Here is a 21,178-nt window from a genome sequence, read left to right on the forward strand (position 1 = left end):
CGGCATCGCGCCACGCCTGACCAGTTCAGGGGGCGTTGGGGGATACAGTTCTGTACTGATGGGATACATACTTCTGGGACTGTCTGCACTCGCCCTCGCCGGGGCGGGTCTTTTGTGGCGCGCGGATGCGCAAGCCAAGAGCGGCGGCGCTGAGCCCGCACCAGAGCAGGAGGCGGCACCTGAGCAGGAACCGCAGCGCACGCCAGAGCCGGAGCAGACGGAGCCGGAAACCGAGCAGGAAGCCGAGTCCGCACCGGGAGTGGACGCCGCACCGGGAGCTGAGGCCGCACCGGGAGCCGAGAAGACGCACTCGCGCTGGAGCGCGCTGACGGGGGCGATCAGCGGGGCCCTGCCCAGCACGCTGCCGGGGGCCAAGCAGCGCGAACGCAAGGGGCGCCGCGAGTGGGCGGAGGCCAACGGTTTCGAGTACGCGAAGGTCGACCAGTACCTCCAGGACGAGTGGAACCGCGGCGCGGCGTCGGCGGGCGAGCCAGTGCGCGATGTGTTGACTGGCACGCAGTTCGGGCACGAGACGCGTATCGCGGAGATCGGTGAGACGACAGTCGTGGCGATGGGGACGGGGATGGACAGTGGGGTGGTGGTGGATATGCGTCGTCAAGCGGATGGCGGTGCGGCCGCCACCGAGGACCTTGTCGCGGTCGCTGAACTCGAGGGCTTCCGTGTGTTCGCGAATGAGGCGGGGCCGGCCGAGCGGGTGCTGGACATCCGTGTGACCACGGCGCTTGAGCTTCTTCCGCAGCAGGTCAGCGCCGTGTGGTTCGAATCTGAATGGGTGCTCGCGCAGCTCGGGGGAACACCTTTGCCGCAGGATTGGGAACCGGTTTTCGCGCCGCTCGCCCTGCTTGCTGACGCCGCCCGCACCCCCCCCGCGCACCTGGCCCCACCTCCACTTCGAAAACAAGACCCGCCCGATGGGTGACCCCGTCAAACTCGAGGCAACCGCGAAAGACAACAGCAACGACCCCGCGCGACCTGTCATCGCGCGCCCGGAGGAACCGCTCGAACTGCCCACCCGCACCACCGGCGGCGTCCGCGGCACCATGGAGTACCGCACAGTCGGCACGGATGAGGTCGACGCCATCGCGACGGGCGAGCGGCCTGAGCAGCTTAACGACGGCACCCGCATCACCCGCCGCCCCCAACCCCCGTCGATCTTCGGCGACAGCGACAGCGACGGCGCCGGTGACTAGTTCTCGGACTACCCTGGGTGACCATGAGTGAGAACACGAATGAGACGGGCGTGACCGGCGCGGGCGCGAAGGAGCGTCTCGCTGAACTGGTCCGCGAACTGGCGGTCGTGCACGGAAAGGTGACGTTGTCGTCGGGCAAGGAGGCCGATTACTACGTCGACCTGCGCCGGGCCACCCTGCACCACGAGGCCAGCCCACTGATTGGTGCGCTGCTGCGCGAGCTGACCAGCGACCTCGACTTCGATGCTGTCGGTGGTCTGACCTTGGGTGCGGACCCGGTCGCCACCTCCGTCATGCACGCATCCGGCCGGCCGATCGACGCTTTCGTCGTCCGCAAGGAGGCGAAGAAGCACGGAATGCAGCGCCGGATCGAAGGCCCGGACATCCAGGGCAAGCGCGTCCTCGTGGTTGAGGACACCACCACGACCGGCAACTCCCCGCTCACAGCGGTGAAGGCCTGCCAGGAAGCTGGCGCCGAGGTCGTCGCGGTGGCTACCGTCGTCGACCGTGCGACCGGCGCCGCCGACGTGCTCGAGGATGCCGGCCTGGAATACCGCTTCCTGCTGGGCTTGAGCGACCTTGGCCTCGCCTAGCGCGGAGCCCGGCCAGGCCAGCGAGTCCGAGAAGGGGCCGACCGAGTGGCAGGAAGGCCGCCACGGCGTCGGCCCCTGGGAAGGCGACTGGCCCGATGACCCGCGCTACGACCCCGAGTTCCTGCGCAACGGCGACCGCCGCAACGTCGTCGACCAGTACCGCTACTGGTCCCTCGAGGCGATCAAGGCCGACCTGGACGGGAAACGGCACCCGTTCCATGTCGCGATCGAGAATTTCGAGAACGACATGAATATCGGCACGGTCGTCCGCACCGCGAACGCGTTCTTGGCTGAGGCCGTGCACATCGTGGGGCGGAAGAGGTGGAACCGCCGCGGCGCAATGGTGACCGACCGCTACCAGCACATCGTCCACCACGACACCGTGGCCGACCTGGCGGACTGGGCGCAAGACAACGACCTGGCAATCGTCGCCATCGACAACACCCCGGGCAGCGTTCCTCTTGAGACGGCGGAGCTCCCCGAGCGCTGTCTTCTGCTGTTCGGCCAGGAAGGACCCGGCGTGACCGAACAGGCGCAGGACGCGGCGGTGATGACGTGCTCTATCGCCCAGTTCGGCTCGACCCGCTCGATCAACGCGGGTGTGGCTGCCGGCATCGCGATGCACTCGTGGATCCGCCAGCACGCGGACCTCGACGGCGCCTGGTAGAAGGGGCGGAGAAACGGTAACGGGGGAGCGGGGGAAGCCGATAAGCTAGGAGCGATGAAAGGAGGGCCTGTGCCGGAAACTTGGGCGCACCGAGCCGACCTCGCCGAGATGGCGATCACGGAGCGGCATGCTTCGAAGTTGTGGGGCTTGCCCCGCACGAACTTGGCAGTGGTCAGCTGGCCGCCGACAACGAAAGAGAAGGTGTTCTTCCACTGGCATTACTGGTGGCAGGCGCACTACCTCGATTGCTTGGTGGACGCGGAGACGCGCCGGTCGACGAAAGCCCGGCGCTCGGCGATCGTGCGCACCATCCGCGGTATCAGCTTGCGCAACCTGGGCAAACTGATCAAGAACCGGTATTACGACGACAAGGCGTGGCTCGCGTTGGCGTTGGACCGCGTGGCCCATTCGGACAAGGTCGCCCGCCCGAAGCAGCTCGATGATCTGGAGTTCAACATTCTCGCTGGCCTGGATTCAGTGACGGGTGTGTTGCCGTGGCGCACGGATGAGAACTTCTTCAACGTGCCGGCCAACGGCCCCGCCGCGATCATGCTCGCGCGCACGGGCCGCCTGGACAAGGCGCGCGAGATCGTCGACTGGATGTTCGGGAACCTCATGACGGACGATGGTCTCGTCCAGGATGGCATTCGCCTGCTTGTCGACGGCCCCCGCGCCACCCCCACCATCTACACCTATAACCAGGGCACCGTGCTCGGAGCAGCTCTGGAGATCGCCCTGGCACTGGAGGATAAGCCGGAAGAGCAGGTCTTCTACATCACCCACATCCGTTCCCTGGTGCAGGCGATCGCGATGCATGTGGCGACGCCGGGCGGTGTCATCGATAACCCGGTCGACGGGGACGGCGACGGCGGATTGTTCAAGGGCATTCTTGTGCGCTACCTCGCGGAAGTCGCGGTACGTCTCCCCGAAGACAGCCCTGCCAGCGTGAGCGCCAAGAAAGCCGCGGAGCGCCTGGTCATGGCTAGTGCGGAGTCGATGTGGAACCACCGTCTCGAGGTCGACGGCTTGCCGATCTTCCCCGCGCGCTGGACCCGGGACGCGAAGCTGCCGCACAACTACTCGCTGGGGCCGAGCTCGATCAGCGATGCCTTGGGCACCGCGCGCATTTCCGAGCGCGATCTGTCGGTGCAGTTGTCCGGCTGGATGCTGCTCGAGGCGGCGGCCAAAGTGTCCAAGGCGCGTAAGGAGCGCGAAGAGCGCTAGGAGTGTGGCTTGGAGCTCGCAGAAAGTTCGTGCGGGAATATCCGAGCACGGGCATACTGGGAGACGTAGAGCCCGCACGCTGGCAGTGCGGGCGACACGAGTGACCACCGACTGAAAGGGACCCACACTCCATGCCTATTGCAACTCCTGAGGTTTACAACGAAATGCTCGATCGCGCGAAGCAGGGTGGCTTCGCGTTCCCGGCCATCAACTGCACCTCCTCGGAGACCATCAACGCGGCTCTCCGCGGTTTTGCTGAGGCTGGCTCGGACGGCATCATCCAGTTCTCCACGGGCGGCGCGGAGTTCGGTTCCGGCCTGTCCGTGAAGAACAAGGTCGCCGGTGCGGAGGCGTTGGCGGCTTTCGCCCACAAGGTCGCTGAGAAGTACGACATCAACGTTGCGCTGCACACCGACCACTGCCAGAAGGAAGTTCTGGACGATTACGTGCGTCCGCTCATCGCCATCTCCCAGGAGCGCGTCGACCGCGGCGAGCTCCCGCTGTTCCAGTCCCACATGTGGGACGGCTCCGCCATCCCGATTGACGAGAACCTCGAGATCGCGCAGGAACTGCTGGAGAAGGCCCACAAGGCCAACATCATCCTCGAGGTCGAGATCGGTGTTGTCGGCGGCGAGGAGGACGGTGTGCAGGCGAAGGCCGGCTCCAACCTCTACACCACCCGCGAGGACTTCGAGAAGACTATCGATGCCATCGGTACCGGTGAAAAGGGTCGCTACCTGCTGGCCGCAACGTTCGGCAACGTGCACGGCGTGTACAAGCCGGGCAACGTGAAGCTGAAGCCGGAGGTGCTGGAGATGGGTCAGGAGGCGGCCGTCGAGAAGCTCGGCCTCGAGGCTGGCTCCAAGCCGTTCGATTTTGTCTTCCACGGTGGCTCCGGCTCCGAGCCGGAGAAGATCGCGCAGGCCCTGTCTTATGGTGTGGTGAAGATGAACGTCGACACCGACACCCAGTACGCGTTCACCCGTCCGGTCGCCGAGCACATGTTCCAGAACTACGACGGTGTGCTCAAGGTCGATGGCGAAGTGGGCAACAAGAAAGTCTACGACCCGCGCTCCTACATGAAGAAGGCTGAGCAGTCCATGGCCGACCGCGTCGTCCAGGCATGCGAAAACCTCAACTCTGTGGGCAAATCCGTGTCCAAGTAAAACGCGTCTACAGTGAAGGTCAGGTCCCAGTCGGGGCCTGACCTTTTTGCTGTCTACCTTTGATGTGATGCCATGGAGAAAATGACCCGCGAGCGTATGACCACCCGTGAGCGGATGGCCGCCGTCGAGAACTCTGTCGAGGCCCGGCTCAGACGCGTGCGGCAGCGGCTTTTGCCGTCCGTGCAAATGGGCATCGCGGCGGGCTTGGCGTATTTCATCGCCCACCAGTGGGTCGGCCACCCGCAACCGTTCTTCGCGCCGATCACCGTCGTGATCATCGTGGGCATGTCCGGTGGCGACCGTATCGCCCGCGCGTTGGACATGTCGCTCGGTTGCATTCTCGGTGTGCTCATCGGCGACCTCGCGTTCGCGCCGCTCGGCGCCGGCGGCTGGCAGATCGCCCTCGCCGTGGGCGGCTCCCTGCTGTTCGCGTCGTTCTTCTCCAAATCAGTGCTGGTGGCTAACCAGGTGGCCATCGGCTCGATCCTGATCTCCACGATCATGCCGCCGACAGCCGCCGTCACCGGTGTGGACCGCGCCATCGACGCTTTCATCGGTTCGGCGCTCGGTCTCGCCGTTGTCGCGCTGCTGCCTTCGGCGCCGCTGGCCACCGCGCGCCAAGAGATCGCCAAGGTGCTCAAGATTTTGAGCTCGGTGCTTGACGACGTCTCCCACGGCATCTCCCGTCAACAGCCCGCCGAGATGGCTGTGGCGCTCGAAGCTATCCGCGGCACCCAGTCCGACATCGACGCCATCACCTCGGCCACCAAGTCCGGCCGTGAATCTGCCCGGCTGTCTCCGTTCCTGTGGGGCTCCCGCCGGTACGTGATGTCCCTGTCGCGAATGGTGCCGCCCACAGACAATGCCATCCGCAGCACCCGCGTCCTCGCACGCCGCGCACTCGTGCTCGTTGAGGACCAGGACACCGTCTCACCGAAGCAACTGTGGATCCTGGACCAGCTGTCCTCGATCGCCCTGGATATGTCTGCCATCTTCGAGGTCAACGCCAAGATCAGTCAGGCTCAGGGCATGCCGGCCCTGACCAACCGTCTCCGCGCGGTCGCCGCCGAGACCGGCCTGGATGTCCTCGACCTGAACGCCCAGCCCCCGTTCGGCCCCTACTCGCCGTTCGAGGGACCCGCCAAGGATGCCAATAATGCCCGTGCCGCCGAGGCTATGGAGGCCGCGGGCGCTGTGGGCGCTAAGGACGCGCAGGGCGGGCACGACAATTCGTCGACGTCTATGCCCGCGTTGTCTGCCTCTGCGATTCTCGCCCAGTCCCGCTCCCTCATCGTGGACCTGTTGCAGGTGTGCGGGTGGTCGCGCGAATCCGCGGTGGCGGTGCTCAAGCCGACCTCGGCGCACCCGGCTTATCCGCCGGAGCTGCGTGGTGGATCGCACGGCTTAGTGGTGTCAGAGGCGGACTCCACCTCTGACTCCGACACTGACTCCGACCCTAAGTCCGGCACTGACTCCAAGTCAGACTAAGGCGCCCTTCCTTACCCAATTAAGCCCGTCTGATTTTAGGGTAGAACTATTGTGCTGCTGGATGTTTGTCGTAGCCTGAAACCGAGAAGCAAAAATTGGGCCAAACCCAATAGTCTGTTTTCGCCGCACATCATGCGTTACCGTTGGGCAAGTCGACATCGCTGTTCGGCAGGAGCTCGACTTGCCGCCGCCCAAATCCGCAAAAGGTAACAATCGAACGGTAATAGTACGTGTTTTCCTGACCTTATGTTTGATAAAGCCCACCTAATGGAGGCTTGCTACCGTTCGATTGTTACCCTTTGTGTTTTTACGGGTGCGCCCCGACGGTGTCCCCACGCAAGCGAAAACCCCAGCCCCGGATTGAACCGGGCGCTGGGGTTCGTGGCTAAAGCTAAGTGGCTGCTAGCTAAAGGCTAGCTGCGGTGCAGCTACTTTACTGGTTGCGGCGGGTCTCGTCGACGACGTCGCCGTCGGTCTCGATGCGCTCCTTGGCGACATCCTCGGTGACCTGCTCGGTATCGCGGACGACGTCCTTGTCCAGGGAGACCTTCTCCACCGGGACGGACTCCTTGGAGACGTTGACGCGATCCTCGTGCAGGGTGACGGAAGCTTCCTGCTCGCCGATGTTGCCGTCGTAGTTAGCGCGGTCAGCATCGGTGATCGGCTCGCGGGAGACGCGGACCTCTTCGCGCTCAACCGGGACCTCGACGCTCTCGGTCTCGTGGACGACGTACTTGCGCAGACGGACCTGGCCGGACTCGACGCGCTCCTTGCCGACGTTCAGCTGCTCCTCGGAGCGAATGATCTCACCGTTGTCGTCGCGGCGGTCAGCTGCGGCTGCGGCGGCGTCGCGGTCAGCGTCGGTGCGCTGGCCAGCTGCGGCACCGGCACCAGCGCCTGCACCAGCGGCACCTGCAGCAGCGCCGGTCTCGTACTTGGTGCGCTCCTCGACGCCCTCAAGACCGTAGTGGCGGTAGAAAGCCTCCTGGTCAGCGTTGGTCAGGTGGCCGTTCTCGTCGAGATCCGGTGCATCCTCGATGCGGTCCTTAGCGAATGCGAGGTGCAGGTCGCCGTTCTCAAGGGTGTGGCCGCGCAGCGGGACGATGGAGTCGCCGCCACCGAACAGGCCGTGGGAGACGGAAACGAAGTCCGGCTGGCCGGTGGTGTCGTTGACGTACACGTCCTGGACGCCACCGACCTTGTCACCGTTCACGTCGTAAGCGGTTGCGTTTGCAAGATCTTCGATGCGGTTGAAATCAGACATTATGTTCTGAATCTCCTTGTAAGTTTTGTTGGAATCGAACGGGATCCAACGTAACGACGCACCGGGTCACTTTCAGCGGAGCAGCCCAAAACACGGCCTATCAACCAAAAGTTTGAGGGCAGCGAATGCGAATTTGGTTATAGTATTGCGCCCTCCGGACTATCCTGCGGAAACGGTGGTCGCCAAGGTACGGATGGGGCTAAGGGGACAGGATTGGGTCTCGGCGAGATAACGGAATCGATACGGCGTATATCAAATACCCGAAATGTGAGATAAATCACGTAACGACGATTTACGGAACCCGCCTCCATTCCCTGTCGCTTTCGGGCCGCTCGAACACCGCCGGCGCTGCCCGCGAAACCCTAGGATGGCGCGCGACGCGCATCAGCGCGGACCCGCGAAATCCAGTTCTATGACGACCGCACCGACTGGATGTCGCGCAGGTGCCGGTAGAAGGTGACGCGCTCTACCGGCCGCTTCGCCGGCACGCCGTCCACAGTGACCAGGATGGATCGGCCGCCGGATTGGAGGGCGCGGCCGGACGGGGTGGAGGTGCCGTCGACGACAGTGCCTGACCGGAAGCGCTTCTTGCGGATCGCTGCCGCGGCGAGCCCTGGCGCATCCGTGGTGGGCACGAGGCGCGCGCCGAGTACGCGGCCGCGTCCATCGCTGCGGACCAGGATCTCGTTGTCCACGACGATCTCTCCTATATAAGGCGCGCCGTCCGCGTGCGTGAGTGTTGCGGACCCGGCGACGACGAGCCCAGCGTCGTTACGGATGCAGGGGACGGGGAGCACGGAGCCTTCGAGCGCGAAACGCTCAGCGTCATCGGGAATGTCCCACAGCACGGCGGCGGGGGAGGCGGGGTCGACGGGTACATACGCGATTTCCGCCCACAGGTAATCCCCGCGCATCATGCGAGTGAGCACGGCAGACAACGCGGCGTCCGTGCCGGAGACAATGACGCGGAGCCGCTCATCCGGCTGTTGCGGCGCGAGCGCAGGCTCGCCCAGGTGCGAAACATTCGGGGAGGCTGCGATTTCCTGCAGCGACGGCGTCGGGTCGACGGGGAGCACTTCGCGCGCAATCTTGTCGAGAAACTTCAGGTCGCGGCGCGAGGGAACGGGCGGGAGGGGGTGGTGCTCGGCGCCGTCGATAAGCGTGTCCGTGCCGCACGCGCAGTGAATAAGCCGCATACCGCTCACGCTACAAGTAGCGCGCCGCGCTTTGTATATTGAGGCCCATGTCCGATCCGATCATCTCGCCCATCCGCGTCGCCGCCGTCGTTTTCCACGATGACCGCGGGCGCGTACTCACCGTGCGCAAGCGCGGCACAGGCCGCTTCATGCTGCCAGGCGGTAAGCCGGAACCAGGGGAGACTCCGCGCGAAACAGCCGTGCGCGAAGTGCGCGAAGAAATAGGCGCGCTTATCGACGCCTCATCCCTCACCCCGCTCGGCACCTTCCTCGCCCCAGCCACCAACGAGGCTGGCCGTGACGTGGAAGGCACGATCTTCACATGCGAGGAGCCAATCAGCCCGCAGCCGGCCGCCGAAATCGAGGAGATCGCCTGGGTCGACCCTCGCAACCCCGCTGACGCCGGCATCGACCTGGCCCCTCTCCTGGAGATGAAGGTCTTCCCGGCATTGGGCTAGTGGCTCGTCAATTCGGTCTCGCGAAACCTGCTTCGGGAAAACTGTTTTCGCGAAACCTGAGACGGCACGCTAGTCTCATTGTTCCTGTGAGGAATCCGCGTATACATCCTTGAAATGAATAGCGGACACGGGTGGCCTCGATTGCCATCTCATCTTTGTTAAACTGCCAATACGTCGACTGACATTGAGGACACTGTTTGTATGCATCTCGTCTAGTGCGCACGCTGCGACCACTGTCCTCATTGCGTCTGAACGTTTCTGCAGCTAGCCGCCCACCCAAGAGTGAATGCGGGCAGAGGCGACCTCAAACCGTTTCACGCGTATCCCCGCGGGCTCTTCGCCACATATCCTGGCTAAACACCCCGTCAACCACAGAGTTCTCGCTCTCCTTGGAAGAACCTCGCCTCAAAACCACCGTTCCCGGCTCCCGGCGCTCACTTCGAAGTCCTAGGTGCATTGGCGCTACAATGACGCTGGACTTTTGCGGGGATTGGCTCGTCGTTAGCGGCGCGCGATGAACCGCAATGAGCACGCACACGACAGCTGCGACGTGCAGCGCGAATTAGGGAGCGTTTTTATGGCGGCCATCATCATTGTCGGTGCCCAGTGGGGCGACGAGGGTAAAGGCAAGGCCACGGACATACTCGGCGGCAAAGTCGATTATGTGGTGAAGCCGAACGGCGGCAACAACGCCGGCCATACGGTGGTCGTCGGTGGCGAGAAATACGAACTGAAGCTCCTTCCCGCCGGCGTGCTCAGCGAGAATGCCACTCCGGTGCTCGGCAACGGCGTGGTGATCAACCTCGAGGCCCTGTTCGAGGAGATCGACGGCCTGGAGGCGCGCGGCGCCAACGCGTCCCGCCTGCGCATTTCTTCCAACGCGCACCTGGTCACCCCGTACCACCAGACGCTGGACCGCGTGCAAGAGCGCTTCCTGGGCAAGCGGGCGATCGGCACCACGGGCCGCGGCATCGGCCCAACGTACGCGGACAAGGTCGCCCGTGTGGGCATCCGTGTGCAGGACCTTTTCGACGAGTCAATTCTCCGCCAGAAGATCGAGTCCGCCCTTGACATCAAGAACCAGATGCTGGTGAAGATGTACAACCGCCGCGCCATCGAGGCCGACGAGATCATGGACTATTTCATGGGCTACGCCGACCGCGTGAAGCCGATGGTGATCGATGCCGAGCAGGTCCTCAATAGCGCACTGGACAGCGGCCAGCACGTCCTCATGGAGGGCGGTCAGGCCACGATGCTCGATGTCGACCACGGCACCTACCCCTTCGTCACGTCCTCGAACCCGACTGCAGGAGGAGCCTGCGTCGGTTCCGGTATCGGGCCGACGAAGATCACGGCGTGCTTGGGCATCGTCAAGGCGTACACCACCCGCGTCGGCGCCGGTCCGTTCCCGACGGAGCTCTTCGATAAGTGGGGCGACTACCTGCAGGAGACCGGTGGTGAGGTCGGTGTGAACACTGGACGTAAGCGCCGCTGCGGCTGGTACGATTCCGTGATTGCCCGCTACGCTGCCCGCGTGAACGGCTTCACGGACTATTTCCTGACCAAGCTGGACGTGCTCACCGGCATCGGCGAGATTCCGATCTGCGTCGCCTATGACGTCGACGGCGAGCGTTTTGATGAAATGCCGCTCACCCAGTCCCAGTTCCACCACGCCGAGCCCATCTTCGAGACCATGCCGGCCTGGGACGAAGACATCACCGATTGCACCACGTTCGACGAGCTACCGGAACGCGCGCGAGACTACATTCTCAGGCTCGAGGAATTGTCCGGAGCACCGATTTCCTATATCGGTGTCGGGCCGGGGCGAGACCAGACTATTGTTCGGAAAGACCTGCTGTCCTAAAGCCAGATTGGTCCCTGGACGGGCGGGGTAGCGGCGCTCGGTTTCGGTGTGTTTTTACTACGATGTGCGCTCGCGTCGCCCTTCCATGATCGCCTCCCGGGTGCTCTGGTTGCTGCGGTCCCAATTGGACGCCAGGGATGCGAAGGTGGCGGAGTTCACGTCCGACCACACTCCACCGAGATGCAACATTGTCGCCTGGCTCGGGGGTGTGCCCGTCTGGTTGATGGTCATCTCCACGGCAGTGGCTGCGCTACCTAGCTCAGCGAGCGCTCCGCTGAAATCGTTGTCGAACTGCACACTCGCCCTGAGCTCTTCGGTCTGCGCGATGATCTGAGACGAAACAGATGACAGCTCGCTGATATCCGTCACGTTAGGCAATGTGTTGAAGGTCTCCGAGACCTGCTTGTACGCGTCGGCTACAGCGTTGTAGTTATCGACCACCTCGTGTTGTGTCTTCGCGTCAGCATCAATGGCTTTGACCGCTTCGGCTGTAGCGGTTGTCGGATTGGGGGCCTTCGCACTAAACCGGAGGTGGGTGCGTGATTCGTCAACTTGGACCCGGCGCAGTTCGTCCCCAAACTCCTTCATTAGGCCCTCGAAATGTTCAACGTCGCCGGGGTCGACTTGATCAAATTGGCCGGCGTAGCGGTTTGTGACCTCGGCGAGCGATTTGTACACGGCGGGCGACGAACTGATTAGCTCGGCTGCGTCGCGGGTGACGCGGAATTCGCGGGTTTTCGGCTTGTATGGATTCTCCCAATTTTCTAGCGAGTCGGCGGATTCCTTGGCCTTTGAGGCCGTCAGCCTGAGCGACTCTGAAATAAAATCGCTCGCTGATTCGATGTCACTCGACGAAACATCTTGGAGGATGCCTAACCGCTGCGTAGAAGACACCGCGACGAGATGAGCCTCGAACTCAATGCGCCTCAGATCAACGATCCCCTCGACCACGATGTCTTGGTCGCCTTCATCTTGGAACTCGCTGCCCATGAGTTGTGCGCAGCTGGTTGAACCCTTAATGGCTTCCGCGGTGCTAGTCGAAAACACCGGAGCTCGGTTTTGGAGAGTGGAGAACTCCTCAATGACGTTTCCGACGATATCATTGACAGATGTCAGGGACTGGCTGGCAGCATCGTTAAGCGCGCGGGGAGCCGCGTCCTTCCATCGGGGATCATTGATTAGGCCATTCATCGTCGTTTCCGAGCGGGCTAATTTGTCGATCACGGGGTTGAGAGCTCCCGCGTAATCAGCACTCGTCGCATTGACGGCTGTGATCTTGGGGGCGTGTGTGTTGACATCGGTGAGCTTCTCGCGCGCGGAGATCAAGTCCTTTTGAGTCAGGCTCAACGCGTCGCTGTATTTCGCTGCAATCGAATCCGACTCTGCCCCGATCGAAGCTTCAGCGGCGTCGATGATGTGCGAAGGAGCTCCGATGACGCGGTTCAACTCGCTGCACACGTCGCTGTAGTAGTCAACCGCGGGATATGAAATATTCCTGTCGGCCATTTCTGCTACATCCTCCGTCACGAGGATATGACCCGATTGCGCCGCGTTGAAAGCGGTGTAACCTACCAAACCTATGGCTGTGCCGGCGGCCGCCAAGCCACCAATCAAGCGCCAATCCCGGTTCACATAGACTCCTAGGTGACGTTAGTGGCAACTCCGAGCGTAGATGCCAAGTAGAGAGCTAGACTGGTCACGCCCAAGAGAAGAATGAGGGAAACTATTCCGGCGCCCAGCCAGGGACGGTAGCCCCGCTCCAGCGACCGACGCGTGAAAATCGTGTGCAGTGCTACAGTCAACCCCACAAACGCGACCGCGTATGCCGCCATCATTGTGCCGGTGGGCTGCAGAGACCAACCGCCTTGCGCGACGGGTGTCAATGCGAGTGTTGCGAACAGAGACACGGAGAGAACGGTTGTGCCGAAGTTGAGCGCATGTCGGCTCCACCCGCTTCGTTTGTTGGGAAGATTCGACATCTCGTTGACGCGGTCAGCTTGATCTCGGTTTGGGCGTGACCGCTCAAACCAGTGGTTGTCCTCCGTCTCATCTGCAGCCGCGCCTGTCAGCAGCGAGTACCACGTGCGCTTCTTCTTCGTGTTGGTGACCTGTTCCTCGAGCTGTTCGACAGTCCGCTGGTGGTCGTACCAGTCCACGTCCTCGTCGCGGGCTGACATCAGCGACTCCGACAGTTCACCGCCGCTACGAAGATAGTTGTCCTTCATTATCTATCTATTTCGCTTTCTACCGTGCGGACTCGTTGGAAACACCCAGCAGAGCGTCATAGATGGCCTTGTATTCGGTATTGTCATTCTCACTGACGGCGTGTGGTCCGAGAGAGACGATGGTGGCTGCGATCGCCCAGGCATCGCCTTCTTCTGCCTTGGCGCGTATGTCCTTCATTGCGTTTTCATTGAAGGCCTTGGCTGCTTTGTTGTACTCGCTCTGGCGGATGTCGCGCTCGTAATCGTTCGAGGCATTGGCAATCTCCTCGCGGAGAGTGCGGAGTTTTTGGATCTGGGCTAGGCCCTCGGAGGTGTCGCGGCTGGCGGTACTGGCGGGTTCAAATCCGCCGAGCAGCGAAGCTAGCATGTCGGCGAGATCACCGCCGGACTGGGCGAAGAGTCCGCTGGAGAGATCAGAAGAGGCGTCCTTATCGTCAGAGTTCGCACGCCTCCACTCCCGCAGGATGGCGGGTACAGTCTTCTCAGCGCGCTTGAGGCGGGCTGCCGCAACATTCTCCTCGATGATTGAGCGGACTTCTCCCGGTCCCCCGAAATCGGAGAACTTATTTTCAATGCAAGTAATCGTGGCACCGTGTGAAAGACGGTTCGAGACGGCGAGGACGTCGTTATGATTCGCGCCGAGTGTTCGCGTCAGATAGTCGTTTGCGTTTGTTCTAGCAGTGCCGTTCTCGTCCATATTCAACCCGTACCCATCTATAGTGACGTTGAACCTTGTTAAACCGTACAATACGGCAACATTCAAGGCATTTTAAGAGAGCAGTCTTTCGACAGTTGCGTGATCATTGACGCCTCAAAAGCATTATCACACCTGATTCGGCTTAAGGGAAAGGTCATGGAAGAGCCTGTACAGATCCCGGACGAAATCCGAGTAATGGCGGAGGAGATCGTCGCTTCTCTACCTTCCGAACGCGACTATGGGCCTCTCGATAGCTCGCAAGTAGGCCCTGATTTCTTTGAAGAGCTTAAGTATCGGCCGGAGCGGCCGCGCGGCCGCCGCCACGCGATTGACTCGCTGCACGTATGGACCACGTCCCTGGCCTTTTACGCACCTCAGGGCATTTCCGTATTTGAGGAAGTTGAAGAGGAAAGCACCGGTGACGGAGACGAATCCGCCTCCCACGAGGAGTGGGGCGATAAACGTACGGATCTAGTGGTAGGCGGGGGCCAGAAGTTAACGGGCTCGGAATCGCAGCCGGATGTCCTGCACGTGTTGGTGCCTGACTGTTTCACCGGCCAGGAAATGTGGATCTCGCTGAGCGTTTTTGCTGCTCCGCGCACCGAGAAGTTGTGGCAAAGTTCGGGTTGGGAGTACTCCTATCTCCAACTTCTCGCTGACAATGTCGAGATCAATCTTCGTGAAACTCCGTGGGGTATAGGAGTGAGTGCCCGGTACCCCAACCAACAAGTCGAAGTGATCGGAGTGGACGGCCCGCGGTGGGTCTTGCGTGCGACCGTGAGCACGTATGGGGACATCTTGAAGGATTCTGGTTTGAAACTGGCCCAAGACATCGTCGAATCTGCCGTCGTGCACCGCGGGGTCACCGCGGTCGGTCCTGGAGAATGTCTGCCGATCGGGTTGATCGACAGGCGAAACAAGCCGCCACGCCCAGCCAAAGCCTAACCCTGTAGTGCGTATGGAATACGTAAAAATGGCGTTGAAATTAACGAACGGTTAAGCATTATTCAATCTATTGAACTGCTGTTTACCTGGATGAATTAACGAATTGATCATTTGCTAAGACCGCAATTCTACGGTTTCCTTAAAATATCCACCATCATCTATCAGGCAGGAATCGTCATGACACAATCTGCTCTCGCAACACCGTCGCTGTCGGCTGACCGCGCGCGTCGTTACGCCATCGCTTCCCTTGGTGTTGGTAGCGCCGCTCTGCTTTTTGCTCCGGCTGCGGACGCTGCACAAATCGACCAACTGAACCCCGAAACGATTCTGTCCGATCTCGGACAGGCGACTGAGGCGCCCGCACCGTTTTCGCCTCTGAAGTCGATGAATGACTTCACCCAGTCCATCGCGGGTATCGCACCGTCTAACCTGCTTCGCACCAACAGCGCTGGCGGCGACGATGCCACTGAGGCTCCGATCGGTGCGGTCTACACCCCGTACGCGGTTCAGACTCCGACTGCTGAGCAAATCACTAACGCACTGCGCGAGTACCCGGTGCAATCCCTGGAGGCGCGTTTCCTGCGCGCTAAGGATGCAGAGAACGACTGGAACACCCTGGCTCAGTTCTTCCTTGCATATCAGGAGCCGAATGAGGCGACCCGTGCGGCTGTTGATCTCGATCTAGACGTTCTCACAAACAGCATCCAGAGCGGTGCGATCGTCGCCGACGTTCAGGGCGCTATTCAGGACACCCTAGCTTCCCCGGAGTTCGCCGCATGGCAGGGCAACAACGAGTCCATTCTGCGTATTGATCCTGCACTCCGCGGCTCTGACCGTGCAGCTGCAGGCGTGGCTGCTGTCATCGACACCTTCACGGTGAACCCGGCCCGCGGTGTGGCAGACCTGGTTGAGGTCGCCGGCGGCCCGGTCGGCATTCTACTTAACCCAGTTGGTGCCGTCGTCAAGGTCATGACTGCTGTTCTCGGCCGCGACGTGATGAGCGCGCTCGAGAAAGACATTGAGAAGGTCGGCAAAGAGACTGGCAAGGAGTTGTTGAAGGAGTTTGCGAAGGAGTTCGCCAAGAACTTCGCGAAGGAGATCGCAAAGGCCCTGCTAATCCCGATCGCCGTTGCACCGCTGCTGATTCCGGTCGCTCTGGTTTTGGCCCCCTTCGCTGCATTGGGTGCTGCGCTTCTTGCTCTGCCGCTGTCGATCGTGGCTGAGCTGCTCACCTTGGGTCTTTTCCCGACCCTGCCGTTCATCATCGGCGCTGGCCTGTTGGGCATGACGATCGCACTCGCTCTGCCGATTCTCGTTCCCGTGCTCGTTCCAGTGATTCTGATTGCAACCGGTTCGATCTTCACTAACGCGCTGTCGGGTGCCGCTAGCTCGCTCCTTGAAGACAGCCCGTCGATTGCCGCAGAGGTTCTTTCCGAGCAGCTCCAGCTGCTTGTCGACATCATCGGAACCCGCCTCACTCATGCCGCTTTCACTGGCTGGGAGCGTTCCCTGCTGAAGGGCGCATTGGACATGCTGGGAGAGATCTTCTATGGCTCCACGCCGACCGGTATCGCGTTCGCGGACTTGGCCAACCGCTTCAACAACATCCTCTATATGATCGCGTTCATCGACGGGCGCAACCTGTTGGCCATGATCGCCCGCGGCGCAATCGCCGGAGCCCTCGCAGGCGCTGTCTTCCTGCCGCTGACTCTCCCGTTGCCGGTCATCGCTTTCGCCCTGCTGGGTGTGGCTCTGGGTGCTGCAGCTGGACTCGCGGTCGGTGTGGTGAGCTCGATCCTGATCACCGTGGCTGCACTCGCAGCATCGGCATTCAACTTCCTGCTCATCCCGATCGCCATCTTGGTCGCAATCATCGCTCCGCTGATCGCCATTCCAATCGGCGTTCTTTTTGGTGCGATTTACGGGGCGGTCTTGGGTGTCATCATCGGTGCTCTCCTCGGCGTCGCTGTGGCTCTCGTCCCGTCACTCATCGGTGCAGTCATCGGTACCGTTGCGGCCCTGGCCACCCACGTTCGGTACGAGTCTGGCACCCGCGAGGATGGCACCAAGTGGACCAACGCACGCGTGCTCAACCGCGGCGGCTTTGGCGACTTCCTGAAGTTCATCGACGACCTGAGCGGCCGCACCGATCCGGCCCTCCTCCGCGTCGCTATTCCGAAGGCTGCTGCCCCGCAGATTGTTGAGCGCCCGCGCCCGAACCGCGACCGCGCACTGAAGAACGCTACCGCGCTGCTCGACTCGTAAGAGTTGCCGGTCGGGCTGAACCGTCAAGCTGAAGCCCCCGGAGGCTAGGCGAACTAGCCTCCGAAATCTGGACTGGTTCAGGTCGAAGCCGTTAGGGGTTAAAGGGTCTGATCCCGATATTGCATCGGGTTCAGGCCCTTGACTCGTTCCTGGAGGTGGTCGCTGTGTACCGCCGTTCGAAGTACTTTTTCATGATTTACTCATGTACCCGGTCGTGACCGCTTCTGTTATCGCCGCTGAGGTCAACACCGATGTCAGCGATGTGGGCACGGGGAGAAAAAACCGCACGGTCGAGCAGGTCCGCGACTGGGGAGAAATGCATCTGTGTCCAGTGCTGACTTCTCACCCGACCTAATGGGAACAGTTCATATCACACTGGGGTTCGCTCAGAGTCACCGTGTGGATCTAGCTGCCGAGATGTCCCATTAAGCGGAATTGTGGGGTGGGAACTCACCTGCAATATTCTTGCCGAGCGTGATTGAGATCCATCGCTAAGCACCTGAGATACGAGACATCCATACCGACCGTACGATTGCAAAAGCAAAATCCTCCCAGACGCTGTAGTGCGTCAGGGAGGATTTGGAATTGGTCAGGCTATTTGAGCTTGAGGCTGCCGTTCGGGTTGATGGTGCCGGCTTCGGCAGTCGCCTTGGCCAGGTTCAGTCGCTGCCAAGAGCCACCATCGCCCTGCCAATCGAGCGGATTGCCGGCCTTTCCGGCAGTGGTGTGAAGCACGCCTGCGCGCTTTCCGTAGTCAGATCCCGGGTAGGAGTTCGAGATCAGTACCGGTGCGGATTGCGGAACGATCATAGCGGCATTCGGGTCGTAGATAGTGTCGAAGCCGTAGTTCATCCACTCGGTGTACTGCTTGACTGCCTCATCAGTGGAGATGAACGGGGTGTCGGTGGCGACGAGTTCCGGAATGGACTTGCCGGTGCGCCACTCGACCTCGGCACGAAGTTCGGCGGCGGCCTGATCGATGGCGTTACGCATCTTCGGGTCGTTGAGGCGGTCAGCAGCTGCTGCCTGGCCGGACATGCGGCCACCGATCACATCGAGCGGGTAGTGCACGCCGAGAACGATACGGCTGTTGCCGGCGAGTGCGCCGCGGTAGTGGAGCTGCGGAGCGACCTCAGGAACCATGTAGGCGAGGATCGAGGTGACCCAGGTGGCCTGGTTGGTGTGACCAGATGGGAATGCCGGGCTAGAGCCATACAGGTTGTCTTCGTAGAGGTTGTACTCCTTGATCCTGTCCGGCGCAGCCTTGAATGGACGGGGGTGGTGGAAGAGAATCTTCTCGATGCCGGTCGAGCTGGCGATTCCGCCTCCACGGGCGAGGAAGCCGTTGCCGAGCAGGTACTGGGTCTTCGGGAGGCGGTTTTCCTCCAGTGCGTCGCGGACGGCCTTGCCGAATTCCTGGCCCAGGGCCGGAGAAAGGGTTTCAACGAGGTTATCGGAAGCTGCGAGAGCGTCGACCTGTGCATCGGCGATGCGCTCCGGAGTGGCGTAGTTGTTGATCTGAACGGCGGTGTCGAGATTCTTCTGCATGATCTCCGGGTGGTTCCGGCGAACAGAAGGGAAGAGCTGGTTGACCTGGTAGTAGATACCGCCGTAGTACGGGGAGACATCGGAGATATAGCCGGCGAGGTAGTCGGGGCTGAAGGGAGTGGGGACTGGCGCGCCCGGGTGCTGTGCCGGGACTCCACCGGTGCTGGAGCCGGTAACCGGGCTCTTAAGCTGGGGGGCGGTGAGCGATGCACCTTCGGGGAGCTGGAAGTTCAGTGCCTCAAGCGGCTGGGCAACAGCGACGGACGGGGAGATAGTGGCAACGCTGAGCATTGCTGCTGCAGCTGCGCTTACAACGCGGGAGTTCTTGGTCATGAGAATTAAGTTATTAGCGCCTTTAAGCAGTCGCAACAGAAGCTGGGGGAAGACTAGGCAAACATAGGGCTAATACCGGGTAAATAGTGTGCTGAGCGCCTTTTCGTTCGTCGGAGGGGGAGATTAGAGATTGCCTTCGTGAAGCTCAGGTGCACCCTGTCTGAGATGGAAATGAATTCAACTTTAAGAGGCGTTATTTTATGCCATCTCGCGCCCAACCAAGTGTCTGACTGTGAGATTATGCAATCATGTCTGACACTACTCAGAACCAGGCCCTATCCACCGAATCAACAGCTATCCGTAGTACCCGCCGTAACTTTCTCAAAGGCGGTGCGGCCGCCATTGCAGCTTCCGCAGCTGTGACGAGTGTCGCGCCGGCATCCGCGCAGAGTTCGTGGGGCTACTTCAACAAACCAGCTCCGCTCGAGCCGTCTCCGCAGCCGCTGCCGTTTTGTCACGGTGTCGCATCGGGCGACCCTCTGCCGGACTCGGTCATCCTGTGGACTCGCGTCACCCCTGATGAGAACGCCCGTCCGGGATCGGGTACCGGCGAGGCCACCGATGTCCGTTGGGAGGTGAGCCCGAACGAGTCCTTCGATCCGGTCGTCGCTTCCGGTACGGCTCGAACATCCCGCTCTTCGGACCACACGTTGCACATTGACGTGAAGGGGCTCGCACCCGCGTCCGTCTACTACTACCGGTTCATTGTTGAGGGCGGCCCGCACGCCGGCGCCCACTCGCCGGTAGGCCGCACCAAGACCGCACCCGCCAATAATGCGCACGTTGAGTCTTTCAAGATTGCTAGTTTCTCCTGTGCGAACTGGGAGGCGGGTTTCTATACCCCGTACCGCGACATGGCCGAGCGAGGTCGCCGCGGTGAGCTCGATCTTGCAGTGTGCCTTGGTGATTACATCTACGAGTACGGGCAGCGCAGCAATAATAAGGCGGCGATTTCCGCTGTTCGCCTGTACCAGCCCCCGCACGAGATCCTGAACCTTGAAGACTACCGCATCCGCTATGGCCAGGCTCGAACGGACCTCGATCTCCAGGCGGCCCACGCCGCCTTGCCGTGGGTCGCTGTATGGGACGACCACGAGGTGGCCAACGACACCTACGACACCGGCGCGCAGAACCACACAGAATTCACCGAAGGTAGCTACCGCGCCCGCCGTGCTGCCGCATCTCAGGCCTACATCGAGTGGATGCCTATCCGCTCTAAGGCGCTGGGCGAGGGCGGCAAGCTCTACCGCAGCTTCACCTTCGGCGATCTCTTTGAGCTGACAATGATGGATCTGCGCACTTACCGCGACAAGGTTGGACGCATCAGTGGCGCGCTTTCGCCGAGCGCGCCACGCAGCATGCTCGGTGACGAACAGTACCAGTGGTTGGTCAACACTCTGCGGAGCTCGAAGGCTAAGTGGAACGTCTTGGGTAACTCCGTGATGTTCTCCCCGCTGGCGGTCGGTGCCTTGCGCAACGACCCGAATGTCAAGCCGGTACTCGATGCCATGGTGGAGAACCTCGGCGACAATGTTCAGCTCTTCACGGATGTGGCCGAGTATGGTTTCCTGGTCAACTCGGACCAGTGGGACGGATACCTGATGGAGCGAAAGCAGCTCATTGTCGACATGGCTGAAGCCGACGTCACCCCGCTGTTTCTGACCGGCGACATCCACTCCGAATGGGCGCACACGGTCTACGACGGAGACAAGCCGCTGGGCTGCGAGATGGTCTGCGCCTCGATCTCCGCCACTGGCGTGGGCGATATTCTCGGGCATGCGGTCGGGCCGCACCCGACCTTGAACGGAATTGCCTACAACTACCTGCACAACTCCAATCCGCAGCTACGCCACGTCAACTGGGATGCTCACGGCTACTGTGTCGCGACGATCCGACCGGACGATGTGGACATGACGTGGATGCGTGCGGACAACATCACCGATCCGGCGTCTGCGGTCCGTTCCACGGTGATGCTGAACTGGCGTAAGGGAGTCGGCTTCACTAACTAAGCACGCTCCTATTGAGGCTGGCGCA

Annotated in this window: 18 protein-coding genes; 12 read left to right on the forward strand and 6 right to left on the reverse strand. The window is 61.5% G+C overall.

Features of this window, described 5'->3' with window-relative positions:
- Positions 1 to 58: 58 nt before the first annotated feature.
- From QYR03_RS09165 to QYR03_RS09195, 7 genes are all read left to right on the forward strand, one after another.
- Complete coding sequence (locus QYR03_RS09165; RefSeq protein WP_301978581.1) at positions 59 to 940, forward strand: hypothetical protein; 882 nt, start codon at positions 59 to 61, stop codon at positions 938 to 940.
- On the forward strand, positions 933 to 1,211 hold the full coding sequence (locus QYR03_RS09170) for a hypothetical protein (RefSeq protein ID WP_301978583.1): 279 nt from the start codon (positions 933 to 935) through the stop codon (positions 1,209 to 1,211). Before QYR03_RS09165 ends, QYR03_RS09170 begins: the two co-directional genes overlap by 8 nt.
- A 23-nt stretch (positions 1,212 to 1,234) precedes the next feature.
- Entirely contained in the window at positions 1,235 to 1,804 is a 570-nt protein-coding gene (gene pyrE, locus QYR03_RS09175) for an orotate phosphoribosyltransferase (protein ID WP_301713304.1), read from the forward strand.
- Positions 1,791 to 2,471, forward strand: a complete 681-nt coding sequence (locus QYR03_RS09180) for an RNA methyltransferase (RefSeq protein WP_301713305.1) — start codon at positions 1,791 to 1,793, stop codon at positions 2,469 to 2,471. The genes pyrE and QYR03_RS09180 overlap by 14 nt, the downstream gene beginning before the upstream one ends.
- A gap of 69 nt (positions 2,472 to 2,540) precedes the next feature.
- Entirely contained in the window at positions 2,541 to 3,695 is a 1,155-nt protein-coding gene (locus QYR03_RS09185) for a glycoside hydrolase family 76 protein (protein WP_301713306.1), read from the forward strand.
- Positions 3,696 to 3,826: 131 nt separating this feature from the next.
- Positions 3,827 to 4,861, forward strand: a complete 1,035-nt coding sequence (fbaA, locus tag QYR03_RS09190) for a class II fructose-bisphosphate aldolase (protein ID WP_259850168.1) — start codon at positions 3,827 to 3,829, stop codon at positions 4,859 to 4,861.
- An 81-nt stretch (positions 4,862 to 4,942) separates the two neighbouring features.
- Positions 4,943 to 6,349, forward strand: a complete 1,407-nt coding sequence (locus QYR03_RS09195; protein WP_259850169.1) for an aromatic acid exporter family protein — start codon at positions 4,943 to 4,945, stop codon at positions 6,347 to 6,349.
- Positions 6,350 to 6,782: 433 nt separating this feature from the next.
- On the opposite strand, the gene QYR03_RS09200 is transcribed toward QYR03_RS09195, so the two are convergent.
- Complete coding sequence (locus QYR03_RS09200; protein ID WP_259850171.1) at positions 6,783 to 7,613, reverse strand: PRC and DUF2382 domain-containing protein; 831 nt, start codon at positions 7,611 to 7,613, stop codon at positions 6,783 to 6,785.
- 410 nt (positions 7,614 to 8,023) lie between these two features.
- Positions 8,024 to 8,809: a hypothetical protein gene (locus QYR03_RS09205; protein WP_259850173.1), complete on the reverse strand. Its 786-nt coding sequence runs from the start codon at positions 8,807 to 8,809 to the stop codon at positions 8,024 to 8,026.
- 47 nt (positions 8,810 to 8,856) lie between these two features.
- On the opposite strand from QYR03_RS09205, the gene QYR03_RS09210 reads away from it, so the two are divergent.
- Together QYR03_RS09210 and QYR03_RS09215 are read left to right on the forward strand one after the other, a co-directional pair.
- Complete coding sequence (locus tag QYR03_RS09210; protein WP_301713307.1) at positions 8,857 to 9,267, forward strand: NUDIX domain-containing protein; 411 nt, start codon at positions 8,857 to 8,859, stop codon at positions 9,265 to 9,267.
- Positions 9,268 to 9,844: 577 nt separating this feature from the next.
- Entirely contained in the window at positions 9,845 to 11,131 is a 1,287-nt protein-coding gene (locus QYR03_RS09215; protein ID WP_301713308.1) for an adenylosuccinate synthase, read from the forward strand.
- A gap of 57 nt (positions 11,132 to 11,188) precedes the next feature.
- On the opposite strand, the gene QYR03_RS09220 is transcribed toward QYR03_RS09215, so the two are convergent.
- From QYR03_RS09220 to QYR03_RS09230, 3 genes are read right to left on the reverse strand one after another with little or no spacing between them, the layout of a single operon-like run.
- Positions 11,189 to 12,763 carry a hypothetical protein gene (locus QYR03_RS09220; protein ID WP_259850180.1) on the reverse strand — a complete coding sequence of 525 codons (1,575 nt, stop codon included), beginning with the start codon at positions 12,761 to 12,763 and terminating at the stop codon, positions 11,189 to 11,191.
- A gap of 8 nt (positions 12,764 to 12,771) precedes the next feature.
- Complete coding sequence (locus QYR03_RS09225) at positions 12,772 to 13,356, reverse strand: hypothetical protein (protein ID WP_259850181.1); 585 nt, start codon at positions 13,354 to 13,356, stop codon at positions 12,772 to 12,774.
- A gap of 19 nt (positions 13,357 to 13,375) precedes the next feature.
- Entirely contained in the window at positions 13,376 to 14,053 is a 678-nt protein-coding gene (locus QYR03_RS09230) for a hypothetical protein (protein ID WP_259850183.1), read from the reverse strand.
- A 156-nt stretch (positions 14,054 to 14,209) separates the two neighbouring features.
- Between QYR03_RS09230 and QYR03_RS09235 the strand changes: the two genes are divergently transcribed.
- Both QYR03_RS09235 and QYR03_RS09240 read left to right on the forward strand, forming a co-directional pair.
- The gene (locus QYR03_RS09235) at positions 14,210 to 14,998 is read left to right on the forward strand and encodes a DUF3710 domain-containing protein (RefSeq protein WP_301713309.1); all 789 of its coding nucleotides are present in this window, start codon (positions 14,210 to 14,212) and stop codon (positions 14,996 to 14,998) included.
- Positions 14,999 to 15,175: 177 nt separating this feature from the next.
- Positions 15,176 to 17,263 carry a hypothetical protein gene (locus QYR03_RS09240; RefSeq protein WP_301713310.1) on the forward strand — a complete coding sequence of 696 codons (2,088 nt, stop codon included), beginning with the start codon at positions 15,176 to 15,178 and terminating at the stop codon, positions 17,261 to 17,263.
- A gap of 594 nt (positions 17,264 to 17,857) precedes the next feature.
- Here the strand turns inward: QYR03_RS09240 and QYR03_RS09245 are convergent.
- Positions 17,858 to 19,144 (reverse strand): phosphatase PAP2 family protein, encoded by a 1,287-nt coding sequence (locus QYR03_RS09245; RefSeq protein ID WP_301713311.1) that lies wholly within the window; start codon positions 19,142 to 19,144, stop codon positions 17,858 to 17,860.
- A 248-nt stretch (positions 19,145 to 19,392) separates the two neighbouring features.
- On the opposite strand from QYR03_RS09245, the gene QYR03_RS09250 reads away from it, so the two are divergent.
- Positions 19,393 to 21,153: an alkaline phosphatase gene (locus tag QYR03_RS09250; RefSeq protein ID WP_301713312.1), complete on the forward strand. Its 1,761-nt coding sequence runs from the start codon at positions 19,393 to 19,395 to the stop codon at positions 21,151 to 21,153.
- Positions 21,154 to 21,178: the final 25 nt, after the last annotated feature.

Source organism: Corynebacterium sp. P4-C1 (assembly GCF_030503595.1).
Taxonomy (GTDB): Bacteria; Actinomycetota; Actinomycetes; order Mycobacteriales; family Mycobacteriaceae; genus Corynebacterium.

Coding starts and splice junctions, on each gene's coding strand:
- QYR03_RS09165 (WP_301978581.1), top strand. CDS start 59: ATGGGATACATACTTCTGGGACTGTCTGCACTCGCCCTCGCCGGGGCG.
- QYR03_RS09170 (WP_301978583.1), top strand. CDS start 933: ATGGGTGACCCCGTCAAACTCGAGGCAACCGCGAAAGACAACAGCAAC.
- pyrE (WP_301713304.1), top strand. CDS start 1,235: ATGAGTGAGAACACGAATGAGACGGGCGTGACCGGCGCGGGCGCGAAG.
- fbaA (WP_259850168.1), top strand. CDS start 3,827: ATGCCTATTGCAACTCCTGAGGTTTACAACGAAATGCTCGATCGCGCG.
- QYR03_RS09195 (WP_259850169.1), top strand. CDS start 4,943: ATGACCCGCGAGCGTATGACCACCCGTGAGCGGATGGCCGCCGTCGAG.
- QYR03_RS09200 (WP_259850171.1), bottom strand. CDS start 7,613: ATGTCTGATTTCAACCGCATCGAAGATCTTGCAAACGCAACCGCTTAC.
- QYR03_RS09205 (WP_259850173.1), bottom strand. CDS start 8,809: ATGCGGCTTATTCACTGCGCGTGCGGCACGGACACGCTTATCGACGGC.
- QYR03_RS09210 (WP_301713307.1), top strand. CDS start 8,857: ATGTCCGATCCGATCATCTCGCCCATCCGCGTCGCCGCCGTCGTTTTC.
- QYR03_RS09215 (WP_301713308.1), top strand. CDS start 9,845: ATGGCGGCCATCATCATTGTCGGTGCCCAGTGGGGCGACGAGGGTAAA.
- QYR03_RS09225 (WP_259850181.1), bottom strand. CDS start 13,356: ATGAAGGACAACTATCTTCGTAGCGGCGGTGAACTGTCGGAGTCGCTG.
- QYR03_RS09230 (WP_259850183.1), bottom strand. CDS start 14,053: ATGGACGAGAACGGCACTGCTAGAACAAACGCAAACGACTATCTGACG.
- QYR03_RS09235 (WP_301713309.1), top strand. CDS start 14,210: ATGGAAGAGCCTGTACAGATCCCGGACGAAATCCGAGTAATGGCGGAG.
- QYR03_RS09240 (WP_301713310.1), top strand. CDS start 15,176: ATGACACAATCTGCTCTCGCAACACCGTCGCTGTCGGCTGACCGCGCG.
- QYR03_RS09245 (WP_301713311.1), bottom strand. CDS start 19,144: ATGACCAAGAACTCCCGCGTTGTAAGCGCAGCTGCAGCAGCAATGCTC.
- QYR03_RS09250 (WP_301713312.1), top strand. CDS start 19,393: ATGTCTGACACTACTCAGAACCAGGCCCTATCCACCGAATCAACAGCT.